This window comes from Variovorax paradoxus, assembly GCF_030815975.1.
Taxonomy (GTDB): Bacteria; Pseudomonadota; Gammaproteobacteria; order Burkholderiales; family Burkholderiaceae_C; genus Variovorax; species Variovorax paradoxus_N.
Genome location: NZ_JAUSXL010000002.1, coordinates 3,049,201 through 3,061,948 on the forward strand (window position 1 = coordinate 3,049,201; position 12,748 = coordinate 3,061,948).

General features: G+C 67.4%; 15 protein-coding genes. 12 read left to right on the plus strand and 3 right to left on the minus strand.

What is annotated here, in order from left to right:
- Nucleotides 1-2: 2 nt before the first annotated feature.
- Genes fliH through fliF form a run of 3 tightly spaced genes read right to left on the minus strand, consistent with a single transcriptional unit; the run spans nucleotide 3 to nucleotide 3,374 of the window.
- Nucleotides 3-713 carry a flagellar assembly protein FliH gene (fliH, locus tag QFZ47_RS18030; RefSeq protein ID WP_307656919.1) on the minus strand — a complete coding sequence of 237 codons (711 nt, stop codon included), beginning with the start codon at nucleotides 711-713 and terminating at the stop codon, nucleotides 3-5.
- On the minus strand, nucleotides 700-1,695 hold the full coding sequence (gene fliG, locus QFZ47_RS18035) for a flagellar motor switch protein FliG (RefSeq protein ID WP_307656920.1): 996 nt from the start codon (nucleotides 1,693-1,695) through the stop codon (nucleotides 700-702). Before fliG ends, fliH begins: the two co-directional genes overlap by 14 nt.
- Nucleotides 1,692-3,374 carry a flagellar basal-body MS-ring/collar protein FliF gene (fliF, locus tag QFZ47_RS18040; protein WP_307656921.1) on the minus strand — a complete coding sequence of 561 codons (1,683 nt, stop codon included), beginning with the start codon at nucleotides 3,372-3,374 and terminating at the stop codon, nucleotides 1,692-1,694. The genes fliG and fliF overlap by 4 nt, the downstream gene beginning before the upstream one ends.
- A 293-nt stretch (nucleotides 3,375-3,667) precedes the next feature.
- Between fliF and fliE the strand changes: the two genes are divergently transcribed.
- The 12 genes from fliE to motB all read left to right on the plus strand — a co-directional run bounded on the left by fliE (nucleotide 3,668) and on the right by motB (nucleotide 12,725).
- A complete protein-coding gene (fliE, locus tag QFZ47_RS18045) occupies nucleotides 3,668-3,985 on the plus strand; it encodes a flagellar hook-basal body complex protein FliE (RefSeq protein WP_047787620.1) in 318 nt (105 codons plus the stop codon).
- 166 nt (nucleotides 3,986-4,151) lie between these two features.
- Nucleotides 4,152-5,390, plus strand: a complete 1,239-nt coding sequence (locus tag QFZ47_RS18050) for a FliC/FljB family flagellin (protein ID WP_307656922.1) — start codon at nucleotides 4,152-4,154, stop codon at nucleotides 5,388-5,390.
- A 124-nt stretch (nucleotides 5,391-5,514) separates the two neighbouring features.
- Entirely contained in the window at nucleotides 5,515-5,862 is a 348-nt protein-coding gene (locus tag QFZ47_RS18055) for a flagellar protein FlaG (RefSeq protein ID WP_307656923.1), read from the plus strand.
- 42 nt (nucleotides 5,863-5,904) lie between these two features.
- Nucleotides 5,905-7,353 (plus strand): flagellar filament capping protein FliD, encoded by a 1,449-nt coding sequence (gene fliD / locus QFZ47_RS18060; RefSeq protein WP_307656924.1) that lies wholly within the window; start codon nucleotides 5,905-5,907, stop codon nucleotides 7,351-7,353.
- A gap of 22 nt (nucleotides 7,354-7,375) precedes the next feature.
- Nucleotides 7,376-7,798 (plus strand): flagellar export chaperone FliS, encoded by a 423-nt coding sequence (gene fliS / locus QFZ47_RS18065; protein WP_307656925.1) that lies wholly within the window; start codon nucleotides 7,376-7,378, stop codon nucleotides 7,796-7,798.
- Between the two features lie 28 nt (nucleotides 7,799-7,826).
- Nucleotides 7,827-8,156 carry a flagellar protein FliT gene (locus tag QFZ47_RS18070; RefSeq protein WP_307656926.1) on the plus strand — a complete coding sequence of 110 codons (330 nt, stop codon included), beginning with the start codon at nucleotides 7,827-7,829 and terminating at the stop codon, nucleotides 8,154-8,156.
- A 24-nt stretch (nucleotides 8,157-8,180) separates the two neighbouring features.
- Complete coding sequence (gene fliK, locus QFZ47_RS18075; protein ID WP_307656927.1) at nucleotides 8,181-9,404, plus strand: flagellar hook-length control protein FliK; 1,224 nt, start codon at nucleotides 8,181-8,183, stop codon at nucleotides 9,402-9,404.
- Nucleotides 9,401-9,697, plus strand: a complete 297-nt coding sequence (locus QFZ47_RS18080) for an EscU/YscU/HrcU family type III secretion system export apparatus switch protein (RefSeq protein WP_307656928.1) — start codon at nucleotides 9,401-9,403, stop codon at nucleotides 9,695-9,697. Before fliK ends, QFZ47_RS18080 begins: the two co-directional genes overlap by 4 nt.
- Before the next feature lie 200 nt (nucleotides 9,698-9,897).
- A complete protein-coding gene (gene flhD / locus QFZ47_RS18085) occupies nucleotides 9,898-10,236 on the plus strand; it encodes a flagellar transcriptional regulator FlhD (RefSeq protein ID WP_307656929.1) in 339 nt (112 codons plus the stop codon).
- A complete protein-coding gene (gene flhC / locus QFZ47_RS18090; RefSeq protein ID WP_307656930.1) occupies nucleotides 10,233-10,838 on the plus strand; it encodes a flagellar transcriptional regulator FlhC in 606 nt (201 codons plus the stop codon). Before flhD ends, flhC begins: the two co-directional genes overlap by 4 nt.
- 63 nt (nucleotides 10,839-10,901) lie before the next feature.
- On the plus strand, nucleotides 10,902-11,762 hold the full coding sequence (gene motA / locus QFZ47_RS18095; protein ID WP_307656931.1) for a flagellar motor stator protein MotA: 861 nt from the start codon (nucleotides 10,902-10,904) through the stop codon (nucleotides 11,760-11,762).
- A gap of 18 nt (nucleotides 11,763-11,780) precedes the next feature.
- The gene (gene motB / locus QFZ47_RS18100) at nucleotides 11,781-12,725 is read left to right on the plus strand and encodes a flagellar motor protein MotB (RefSeq protein ID WP_307656932.1); all 945 of its coding nucleotides are present in this window, start codon (nucleotides 11,781-11,783) and stop codon (nucleotides 12,723-12,725) included.
- Nucleotides 12,726-12,748: the final 23 nt, after the last annotated feature.

A 12,748-nucleotide genomic window follows, 5' to 3' on the forward strand; every position in this document is an offset into this window, starting at 1 on the left:
CTTCAGGCTCCATCGGGTTCGGCATCGGGGCCGAAGGCACTGGCCACGCGCTTCCAGCGGGTCGCGAGCGTGGCGTCCATCTCGCCGCTGGCGGAGCGCACGCGGCAGCCGCCGCGGGCCAGGGTGTCGTCGGCGCGCACTTGCCAGCCGGCGGCCTGCAGTTCGCTGCCGAGGCTGTTCTTCACCAGGGCCACGTCTTCGGGGTGCAGCAGCAGGCGGGGTTCGCCCTGCAGCGCGGGTTCGGTGTGCAGCAGGTCCTGCACCAGCGCAAGCACCCACTCGGGCTCGACGCGCAGGGTGCGATGGATGACCCGGTGCGCAACATCGAGCGCGAGCGCCAGGATGGCATCGGCCAGTTCGCTTTCCGCGCTGCGCAGTGCGGCCGGCAGCGCTGCGGCCAGTGCGCGCAGCTGCTCGGCGTGCGCGCTGGCCGCGGCCAGGCCGGCGGCCAGTCCTTCGGCGTGCCCTTCGGCATGGCCTTGCGCCCAGCCCTCGCGGCGGCCTTCGGCCTCGCCGGTGGCGCGTGCTTCCAGGCGCAGGCGCCCGAGCTCGGCCTGGCGGGCCAGGGCCGCGGGATCCGGGCGCGGCGGCGCGGGCGCTTCGATGCTGGCCGCGGGCGCCGCGAGCGCATCCGCGTCCAGCGAAGCCATCTCCCAGCGCTGCCAGGCGGACAGCCGGGGGCGCGTGGCAGAGGAGAGCTCAGACGAAGTCATCGGTTCCAGGCGCAGCGATGACGACCTCGCCGGCATCGGCCAGGCGGCGCACGACCTGCAGGATCGCCTTCTGCTCGGTCTCGACCTGCGACACACGCACCGGGCCGCGCAGTTCGATGTCCTCGCGCAGCGTCTCGGCCGCGCGCTGCGACATGTTCTTGAGGAACTTCTCGCGCAGCTCGGGCGCCGAGCCCTTGAGCGCGACGATGAGCGACTCGGACTCGATGTCCTTGAGCAGGCGCTGGACGTAGCGGTCCTCCAGGTCGAGCAGGTTCTCGAACACGAACATCTCCTCCACGATGCGCTGGGCCAGCGCCTCGTCGTGGGCGCGCACATGGGCGATCGCTTCTTCTTCCTGCGCGCTGTTCATCAGGTTGACGATCTCCGCGGCGGTCCGCACGCCGCCCAGGCGGCTGCGCTTCAAGCCTTCGCCCGAGAGCATCTCGGTGAGCACGTCGGTCAGCTCGGCCAGCGCGGCCGGCTGCACGCCGCCGAAGGTGGCCACGCGCAGGATCACGTCGTGGCGCAGGCGCTCGGGCAGCCTTTCGAGCACCTCGGAGGCCTTCTTGCGGTCCAGGTGGACCAGCAGCGTGGCGAGGATCTGCGGATGCTCGTCGCGCACGAGCTCCACCACCTCGCCGGCTTCCAGGTCGTTGAGCCGCTCGATGCCGCCATGCGGCTGGTCGGGCTGCAGGATGTCCTCGAGCAGGTTGCTCGCGCGGTCGTCGCCGAGCGCCTTGCGCAGCACGGCGCGGATGTAGCTGCCCGAGCCCAGGTGCAGCGCGGACAGCTGTTCGGTCTCCATGCGGAACTCGGCCAGCACGGCCGCCAGCTCGTCCTTGGAGACCTGGCTCAGCTTGGCCATGGCGACGCCCAGCGCCTGCACTTCGGTGGCCGGCAGGTGGTGCAGCGTGGCAGCGGCGCGGTCTTCGCCCAATGACATCAGCAAGATTGCGCTCTTCCGGGTGCCTGCATCGCTCATGAGTTCATCCAATGCTTGATCAACGTGGCCACCAGGCGCGGGTCCTGGTCGGCGGTCTGGTGCGCGTAGTCGAGGTTGGCCTTCTGGCGCTCGAGTTCGCGCAGCCGTGCGTTGTCCCTCGAGGCGTTCGCTTCATCCTCGGCCGAGCCATCGGCTGCGGCGGAGGCCGCCGCTGCGGTGGCCGCGGGGGCGGCCGGCGGCGCGAGGTGCCTGCGCAGCAGCGGCCGCAGCACCGCAAACCAGGCGAACAGCGCAAGGCCGGCCATCAGCAGGTACTGCGCGATGGTCATGGCGAGCCCGAGGTTGGCGGGGTCGCGCCAGAACGGCCGCGCGGGTCCGGCCTGCTCGTCGCGGCTTTCGCGGGCGAAGGCGCTGTTGACCACGTTGAGCGAGTCGCCGCGCTCCTGGCTGAAGCCCATCGCTTCCTTGGCCAGGTTCCTGATCTGCTCGATCTCGGCCGGCGTGAGCGCGCGCTGGCTCATCTTGCCGGCGCTGTCGGCGGCCTCGCGGTGGTTCACCACCACCGCCACCGACAGCCGCTTCACGCCGCCCGCGCCTTGCTGCACATGGCGGATCGAACGGTCGAGCTCGTAGTTGGTCGTCGTGTCCTTGCGCGAACTGCCTGGCGCCGAGCCCGCGGCCGCCGCCTGCGCGGATGCAGCGTTCGGAGCCGCCGGCGGCGCGGTGATGGGCGCGCTCGGCGTCTGCGGCGGCTGGTTCGACAGCGCGCCCGGCACGCCGCCGGGCGGCGTGGCGCCCTGCTGCATCGATTCGCTCGACTGCTGGCTGCGGATGGCCGCGGCGCGCGGGTCCTGGTTCGGCTTGTAGCTTTCCTCGGTGCGTTCGACAACGGAGAAATCGATGTCGGCCGCCACCTGCGCGCGCACATTGCTCGCGCCCACGATGGGCTGCAGGATCGCCTCGATGCGGCGGATGTAGCCCTGCTCGATTTCCTGCGCGTACTTCAGCTGGCTCACGTCCAGGCCGCGCGCGCCGGCATTGGCAGCCGACAGCAGGTTGCCGTGCTGGTCGACCACGGTCACGCTCTTGGCATCCAGTTCAGGCACGCTGCTGGAAACCATGTGCACGATGGCGCTGACCTGGCCTTCGTCGATGCTGCGGCCGCGGTGCAGCGTCAGGATCACCGAGGCCGAAGGCTTCTTCTGGTCGCGCACGAAGAGCGAGGGCTTGGGCAGGGCCAGGTGGATGCGCGCCTGCTCGACCGAGCCTATCGATTCGACCGAGCGCGCCAGCTCGCCTTCGAGCCCGCGCTGGTAGTTGACCTGTTCGGCGAAATTGCTGGTGCCGAACTTCTGGTTGTCCATCAGCTCGAAGCCGACCCCGCCGCCCTTGGGCAGCCCCTGCGCCGCGAGCTTCAGGCGCAGTTCGGGCACCTTGTCGCGCGCCACCAGGATCGCGCCGCCGCCTTCGGCGAACTTGTAGGGCACGTTCATCTGCTGCAGCGACGCGATGATGGCGCCGCCGTCGCGGTCCGTCACGTTGGTGTAGAGCACGCCGTAGTCGGGTGCGCGGCTCCAGAGCAGGAACGCCGCGGCGGCCGCGACGATGGCGGCTGCGCCGACGATCAGCGGCAGCTTCGGCTGGGTGCGCATGCGCTCCGCGAAGGCCGAGGCGGGCGAGGGCGCCGGGTTGGCGCCCGCAGGTGCCGCCGAACTCATTGCACAAGCTCCGCCGCGGCCGGATGCACAGGGCGGCGCGGAGTCTTGGCGAGGGGCTGGAGGCTTCGATGTTCTGGGGTCATGCCGGGGGGCCGTGGTGTCGTCAGCGAGCTATGGGTTCGGCGTTGATTCTCAGCAGCCGGGCCATATTCGATTGGTCGAACAACTGCGGGTTTTGCCATCAGTTGGGGGCATGTCGCCGCGGCTTGCCCTGCTACGCTGAAAACACGCGGGAGGGCCCTCGGTCCTCCTTGTCCGCATCCAGATTCACCAGAGAGAAGAGAAAGCACGCCATGTCGATTACCGCCATCGAATCCGTCCTGCAGCAGATGCGGGCCACCGCGCTCCAGAGCGGCATTGCGCAGCCCGCCGCCGAGGCGGCCCAGCCCGGAGGCTTTGCGGCCGAACTCCGGCGCTCGCTCGACAACATCAGCACCGCGCAGACCAAGGCCTACGGCCAGGCCGAGGACTTCGAAATGGGCAAGCCCGGCGTGGCGCTGAACGACGTGATGGTCGACCTGCAGAAGGCCAACGTGGCCTTCCAGACCGGCCTGCAGGTGCGCAACCGGCTGGTGGCCGCCTACCAGGAAGTGATGAACCTGCCCGCCTGAACCCGGAGGTCGTGGGGTGCGCATCTTTTTTTGCGCCGGACTCTAAATGTTTGAAAAGCCCTGCCGATAACTGAACCAACGATGGCTTGAGTCTCACAGTGGGAGCGGGTCCAGCGTTGCGGCCGGAGGGCCGGAGTCCACAACCTTTGTCTATCAGGAGTCGAACATGGCGCAAGTCATCAACACCAACAGCCTTTCCCTGCTCACGCAGAACAACCTCAACGCGTCGCAATCGTCGTTGAACACGGCGATCCAGCGCCTGTCTTCCGGCCTGCGCATCAACAGCGCCAAGGACGACGCCGCCGGCCAGGCCATCGCCAACCGCTTCACCGCCAACATCCGCGGCCTGACGCAAGCCTCGCGCAATGCCAACGACGGCATCTCGCTGGCACAGACGACGGAAGGCGCGCTCAAGGAAGTGAACAACAACCTGCAGCGCGTTCGTGAACTGTCGGTGCAAGCCGCCAACGGCAGCAACTCGGGCAGCGACCTGCAATCCATCCAGGACGAAATCAAGCTGCGCCTCGGCGAAATCGACCGCGTGTCGAAGCAGACCGACTTCAACGGCGTCAAGGTTCTCTCGTCGTCGGCCAAGCCGCTGACCGTCCAGGTCGGCGCCAACGACGGCGAAACCATCGACATCGACCTGAAGGAAATCAGCGCGAAGACGCTCGGCATGCAAGGCTTCAACGTTGCCGGCCCGTCCGCGACGGCCACCTTCGCATTCGACGGCGTGACCGGTTCGGCCGCAGGCGATGCGCCCACGGCTGCCCAGCTGCAGGCCCTCTATGGTTCCACCACGGCCGTCACCACCACGACCGTGGCCGAGAAGACCACCGACGACCTGTCGACCAAGCTCGGCCTGGCCGCAGGCGGCGCCACGCTCACCGGCAACACCGTGGCCGACAAGAACGGCAACCTGTTCGCCGAAGTCTCGATCACGCCCACCGGCGCCGGCGAAACCTCGTCGTTGATCAACCAGGGCTTCACCGGCGCGGTCGACGGCACCGCCATGTTCCGCTACATCGCGATCGATCCGGCTTCCGCCGACACGACCACGACCGCCGGCACGGCCGCCTTCACCGTCGACACCACGAAGGTGTCCGTTGCCAGCCTGCAGACCGGCACGACGGCCAGCCCCCTGGAAGCCATCGATGCGGCGCTCAAGCAAGTCGACGACCTGCGCAGCTCGCTGGGTGCGGTGCAGAACCGTTTCGACTCGGTGATCTCCAACCTGGGCACCGCCATCACCAACCTGTCGTCCTCGCGCTCGCGCATCGAAGACGCCGACTACGCAACCGAAGTGTCGAACATGACGCGCGCACAGATCCTGCAGCAAGCCGGTACCTCGGTGCTGGCCCAGGCCAACCAGACCACGCAAGGCGTGCTGTCGCTCCTGCGTTGATCTGAAAAGGCATTGCGCAGGCGTCCGGGCGAAAGCCCGGGTCCGCCTGCGCTGTTCCCTGCGGCCCGGCTCCGGCCAGGCCGCAGACGACAGCGAAAGCAATCAAGACCAGAAGGTGGAAATCATGTCGATTCCCGTAAGCCCTGCGGCAGACGGTCCGTGGTGGATGCAGGCACTCTCCGAACACACGGCCGGCAAGGCCGCCCCGGAGGCCGTGGCCGCGCCATCGCACGCCGTGGACGAAGCCACGCCCGTGCAGGTCGCGCAGGCGGTGAAGGAGGCCAACGCCTTGCTGCAGAGCCGCTCGGTCGGGCTCCAGTTCGAGATGGACGAGGACACCGACAAGCTCATCGTCAAGGTGGTCGACCGGGAAAGCGGCGAGGTCATCCGCCAGATCCCTTCCGAGGAAGTGGTGCGCATCGCCAAGGTGCTGGGCAAGGCGCCCGGCCTGCTGGTGAGCCAGCAAGCCTGACGGACGCCGCCTTCTCATTCACAGACATCAGGAAATCTCCACATGGCATCGATCAGCAGCCTGGGCGTTGGCTCCAACCTCGACCTGAGCACCTTGCTCTCCCAGCTCCAGACGGCGGAGAGCCAGCCGCTCGTGGCGCTGCAGCAGCGCCAGGTGAGCTACACGAGCAAGCTCTCGGCCTACGGCACGCTGCAAAGCTCGCTCGGCACGCTGCAGGCCGCGGCCAGGAAGCTGTCCGATCCCGCGCTCTTCCAGGGCGTGAAAGCTGCGAGCAGCGCGGCTGACGTGCTGACCGCGGCGGCCGGCAGCACGGCCGCGGCCGGCACCTATGCCGTGGAGGTGACGCAGCTTGCGCAGCCGCAGTCGCTGGTTGCGGCGGGCCAGGCAAGCACCACCACGGCCATCGGCAGCGGAACCATCACCATCGATTTCGGCGCCATCACCGGCGGCACGCTCGATGCGGCCACCGGAACCTACAACGGTTCGGGCTTCACCAAGGACGCCACGCGCACGGCCGTGCCAATCACCATCGACAGCAGCAACAACACGCTCGCAGGCATCCGCGACGCCATCAACGCCGCCAAGGCCGGTGTCTCGGCCAGCATCGTGAACGACGGCAGCGGCACGCCCAACCGGCTCGTGCTGACCTCTTCGCAGACCGGCGAGACCTCGAGCATGCGCGTCTCGGTGGCCGGCGATGCGGCGCTGCAGACTCTGCTGAACAACGATCCTGCGGGCACGCAGAACCTGCGGCAGACGGTGGCGGGGCAGAACGCCAACCTCACCGTGAACGGCATCGCCGTGACCAGCGCGAGCAACACCATCAAGGAAGCCATCCAGGGCACCACGCTGACGCTGCTCAAGACCGGCACCAGCAACCTGTCGACCCAGGCCGACACGGCCGCGGTGGAGTCGGCCGTCAATGACTTCGTCAAGGCCTACAACAGCCTGCAGGCCACGGCCAACACGCTGACCACCTACGACCAGGACTCCAAGACCGGCGCCGCGCTGGTCGGCGACTCGACGCTGCGCAACCTGCAGACGCGCATCCGGCAGGCGCTCACCACGCCGCAGGCCGGCGGTGCGAACGACATGAAGGTGCTGTCCGAAATCGGCGTCGCTTTCCAGAAGGACGGCACGATGGCGGTCGATTCGAGCAAGCTCAAGGCGGCACTCGCGAGCAACCTGGCCGGCGTTTCCGGGCTGTTTGCGAGCGCCACCGGCAGCACCGCCGGCTACGGCAAGCAGCTGAGCGCGCTGGTGGACAACCTCACGTCCACCGGCGGCGCGCTGAAGGTGGCGTCCGACGGCATGACCGCCTCGCTCAAGCAGCTCGACGAGCAGTACGCCGACATGAAGACGCGGGTGGACGCCAAGGTGGAGCGCTATCGCACGCAATTCACCCAGCTGGACCTGCTCATGAGCCAGATGAACCGGACCAGCAGCTATCTCACGCAGCAGTTCGAGAGCATGCAGAACAGCAGCAAGTAGCAGTCATTCCAGCGGAGCAGCCATGTACACCCCCCACACATTCAGAACCGGTGCCAGCGCGTATGCGCGCGTCGGCATGGAAACGCGCACCATGAGCGCGTCGCCGCACCAGCTGATCGTCATGCTGTTCGACGGCGTCGTCACCAGCATCGGCATGGCCCGCCACCACATGGCGACCGGCGAGATGGCTGCCAAGGGCAACGCAATTTCCAAGGCCGTCAGCATCGTCGACAACGGCCTGAAGGCCGGCCTCGATGCGAAGGCGGCCGGCGCCGCCGGCGCCGAACTGGTGGGCAACCTGTCGGCGCTCTACGACTACGTCATTCGCCGCCTGCTCTACGCCAACCTGCACAACGAGCCCAAGGCGCTCGACGAGGCCGAGGCGCTGCTCGAAAACATCGCATCCGCATGGCGCGAGATCGGCGGCGCCAGTGCCGGCAATTGACACCACCTCCACATCGGAAGCGCAGGCCGTGCCAGTCCGCCACGAAGTCATCCATTGCTATGGCGAGCTCGCCTCGGCCATGTCGCTCATGGCCTCGCTGGCGCGTGCCAGGGAGTGGGAGCGGCTGCCCGAACTCGAAGCCCGCTGCGCGGCGCTGGTCGACCGGCTGAAGGCCGTGGGCGCGGTGTCGCTCGATGCGGCGCAGCTCGGCCAGGTGCGCGGCCTGATCGCCAGCATCCAGGCCGACCAGGACGAGGTGTGCGGACTGGTCAAGCCACAGCTCGAGAGCCTGGTGGCCAAGATGGCCCAGCTGCAGAACCGCAGCGACCTCGGCAAGGCCTACGGCTTGCCGTACTGATCGCCAGACGCTGCACCCATGGCCATGAACAGACCGATCGGACCCGCCGTCGATGCGCTGCTCGCCGCGAAGCTTTCTTCGGCGCGGCCGGACCTGGCCGTGCTGCAGACCGAAGTCGGCACCAGCATGCCGGTCGGGCCGATGGCCGAAGTCCAGAAGGTCAAGAACGATGTCCGGCTGCCGTCCCACGCCATGCTCGAGGCGCGCCTGCCGGCCGGCGCGGCGCCTGCGCTGCCGCGCGCCGATGCGCCGCCCTCGATCGACACGCATTGGTCGGCGGCGGCACGCGTCATCGGTGCCGTGCTGGCGGACCTCGATGCCGAATCGGAGCCGGTGCGCGGTGCGGTGCCCGTGTGGGCATCGCCGCAGGAAGCGCCGCCAGCCGCCGTGCTCGCGGCCGCGCTGGGGCGATCGGTGAGCGGCAGCGGGCTCTTCTACGAATCGCATCTGCTTGAATTCGCCATGGGGCTGCGCACGCTGTCACAGCTGGCCGAGGAGCCGCAGGTTCGCCTCACGCAGCCGCTGCAGCAGCCGGCCACCCCCGGTGCCCCGCAAGCGCAGCCGGTTCCGGCGGTGCCGCCGGTCGCGGTCCCGGCTCTGGCCGTGGCGCCTCTCTTCGCTGCCGGCGAGCCCGCACCTGCGCCGTCCGATGCATCGGCGCAGGCACTGCCGTCCGCAGCCGCTTCGAGCACCGGCGCGTCGTCCGCCCAGGTTCATCAGGCCGCAATCGCTCCCGCAAGCCCCATGGCAGCGACGACCGGCGAGGAGCGCATGGCCGGCCACGGCATCGGCGAAACCGGTGCCGCCGCAAGCTCGGCGCGCGCGGCAGCGCCGGCCGCGGCCGAGGTGATCCATCCGCAGACCGCCGCGCTGGTGCACCAGCAGCTCGACCTGCTGGCCACCGCCGTGTTCCGCTGGAGCGGCCAGGCGTGGCCGGATGTGCCGATGGCATGGTCGATCCACGAAGAGACCGAGCAACCCGCCGATGCGCCGGAAGACCGGGGCGACGGGCGCAGCACGCCCCCGCGCCGCTGGGCCACCACGGTGTCCCTCACGCTGCCGAAGCTGGGCGCGGTCGATCTTCGCTTGAGCCTCGCGGGCGAACTCGTGCAGGCGCACCTGGCCGCAAGCGAGGCCGCAACGCTGGTCCGGCTGCGCAGCGGCGGCGGCGAACTGGCGCCCCGTCTCGAGGCCGCGGGCCTGCGGCTGCAGGACCTGCAGATCACGGCCATGGAGCGCACCGCATGACGACTCCCGCGCAACCACAGCGCCAGAGCGCAGTGGCCCTGTCCCATGCCGACACCGCGAAGGCGCCGGTGGTCGTGGCCAAGGGCTATGGCGTGACGGCGGAATCGATCCTGCGGCAGGCGCGCGAGAACGGTGTTTACGTGCACGCCTCGCCAGACCTGATCCGGTTGCTGATGCAGGTGGACCTCGATCGGCAGATTCCGCCGCAGCTCTATCTGGCGGTGGCCGAGGTCATGGCGTGGATCCACGGAATCGAGAACGACAGGGGCCGCGCAGCAGGCCGGGCCGATTAATGCCTTTTCATTGAATGGTTATTTTTTTGAGAACCCGTCACATCGACAGAAGCCCCGTCGTGCGATTGCAACAAAAGCTTACATGTACTTGTAGCCCTGTTTACAGTTTGGTTCGCGCAGAAGGTTACAAGTGTTAAATATTGTGAATAATCCGATCAAGACATGACTGAACGGAGTGCATTTTGGAAACGGATAACGTGATGAGCGTAGCCAACGGCGAAATCTCCCGGGAAATCGGCGATATCAACCTCGCCTATATGCTGCTGGCGCAGAAGCTGGTCAAACAGGACCGTGTGGCGGCGATGTTTCGGCTCGGCGTGAGCAGCGAACTGGCCGACATGCTGGCCGGCATGTCGCTGGCGCAGATCCTCAAGCTGGCGGCGTCGAACTTCCTGCTGTGCAGTTTCCGGCTCGACGAGCATGCCTCGATGTCGGCGGTGGTTGGCGAAGGTAAGGACACGATGCTGCAACAAGCGCATATGTCGATCCTGATGTCGGCACGAAGCCTGCAAACGCGAAAAGCAGCGGTGCCGGCATGACGCACAAGAGCGTCCTGGGCGAGGTGCGGGAAGTGCAGCTGGCAATCCAGTTGATCCAGCTGGGCGCCCGCCTGCAGTTCCTGGAGTCCGAGGTGGGCCTGAGCCGCGAGCGGCTGATCCGGCTCTACAAGGAAATCAAGGGCGTTTCTCCGCCCAAGGGATTGCTTCCTTTTTCGACCGATTGGTATATGACGTGGCTGGCGAATATCCATTCGTCAATGTTTTACAACATGTATCAATTCATGAAAATTCATTCGGACGAAGAAAAAGTCTGGATATTGATTAAAAGCTACAAGCTTTATTTGCAGCAAATTGCGGCGCAGGACAGCGAACCAATTCTGGATTTCACGCGCGCCTACACGATGGTGCGCTTTTTCGACAGCGACATGCTGCAGCTGAGCACCTGCTGCCGCTGTTCGGGCCAGTTCGTCGCGCATGCGCACGACCACAAGAGCGGCTACGTATGCGTGCTCTGCCGGCCGCCGTCGCGCGCGGGCAAGGCGCGCGGCGCCAAGCGCGGCGCAGCCGGCGAAGCGGCGGCCGGCATCGAAGCCATGGGTTTTGGCGTGGAGGCGGCGCCGGGCGGCGCAGGGCTCCACTGACACGGACCTTGCCCGACGGGCAGGGCTTTTGAATCGACGCCTCAAGGGCAATAGGGGAAGCGTGTGCTCCTTTTGGTTGGGTATCTGGTGGTGATTGGCGCCGTCTTCGGCGGCTATGCGCTGATGGGCGGCCACTTCGGCGTGCTGTTCCAGCCGGTCGAGCTGTTGATGATCGGCGGCGCCGCGCTGGGCGCCTTCCTGGCCGGCAACAACGGCAAGACGATCAAGGCCACGCTCAAGGAGCTGCCGCTGCTGCTGCGTTCGTCCAAGCACAACCGGCAGCTCTACCTGGACCTGCTCGCGCTGCTCTACGAGCTGCTGGCCAAGGCGCGCAAGGAAGGCATGATGAAGCTGGAGTCCGACGTGGAGGACCCGGCGCAGAGCCAGATCTTCAGCCGCTATCCCGAGATCCTGGCCGATGCCGGCGTGATGGAGTTCCTGTGCGACTACCTGCGGCTGGTCATCAGCGGCAATACCGATGCATTCGAGATCGAGGCGCTGATGGACCACGAGATCGAGACCATCAAGCACGAAGCCGAGATGCCCGTGCACAGCCTCTCGCGCGTGAGCGATGCGCTGCCCGCGCTGGGCATCGTCGCGGCCGTGATGGGCGTGGTGCATGCGCTGGGCTCGGCCGACCTGCCGCCCGCGGAGATGGGCGCGCTCATCGCGCACGCGATGGTCGGCACCTTCCTGGGCGTGCTGCTGGCCTACGGCTTCGTGTCGCCGCTGGCCTCGCTGATCGACCAGAAGGTGTCCGAGGGCATGAAGCTGTACCAGTGCACCAAGGTGACGCTGCTCGCGAGCCTCAACGGCTACGCGCCGCAGCTGGCGGTGGAGTTCGGCCGCAAGGTGCTGTTCTCGACCGAGCGGCCCAGCTTCACCGAGCTGGACAGCCACGTGCGGGAAGTCAAGGCGCGCTGACCGGCGCGGCGCATCGTCATGAGCACGGAAAAGCACAGGGTCGTGGTCAGGCGCGTGGCCGCCCATGCGGGCGGCGGGCACGGCGGCGGCTGGAAGATCGCCTACGCCGACTTCATGACCGCCATGATGGCGTTCTTCCTCGTGATGTGGCTCTTGTCCAATACCTCGCCGAAGCAGCGTGAAGGCATTGCCGAGCATTTCCGCATGCCGCTGAAGGTGGCGCTCAGCGGCGGCGAGAAAAGCAGCACCAGCATCAGCGTGGTACCCGGCGGCGGCATGGACCCGAGCTCGCGGGCCGAGGGCGAGGTGCAGCGCGCCGATGCCGAGGACGACGCCGACGCCGACCGCCTTGCCAGCATGAAGGAGCGGCTCGACAAGCTCATCGAGAACAGCCCGGTGTTCCGGCAGTTCCGCTCGCAGATCCTGATCGACATCACGACCGAGGGCCTGCGCCTGCAGATCGTCGACAACGAAAACCGCCCGATGTTCGACCTGGCCAGCGCGCAGCTGGTGCCGCACATGCGGGCCATCCTGCGAGAGATCGGGCCCACGCTCAACGAGCTGCCCAACAAGATCACCCTGTCGGGCCACACCGACGCCTTCGTCTACACCAACGGCGACCGCTCCTATGGCAACTGGGAGTTGTCCGCCGACCGGGCCAATGCCTCGCGGCGCGAACTGGTGATGGGCGGCATGGCGGAAAACAAGGTGCTGCGCGTGGTCGGCCTGGCCGACAGCATGCACCTGGACCGGACCAATCCGCGCAACCCGATCAACAGGCGCATCAGCATCATCCTGCTCAACCACCGCACGCAACAGCAGATCGAACACGAGAACAGCGGAAATGGCAGTGCCAGCGCCGGTGCCATCCGGCCCGCGGTGCCCAGGCCATTGCCGCTGCTGCCGCCCGCCGACCACTTCAAGGTGACCGTCAAAGGGTCGCCGGCGCCCACGCACCCCTAAGACATTGATGCCGGCACGCATGC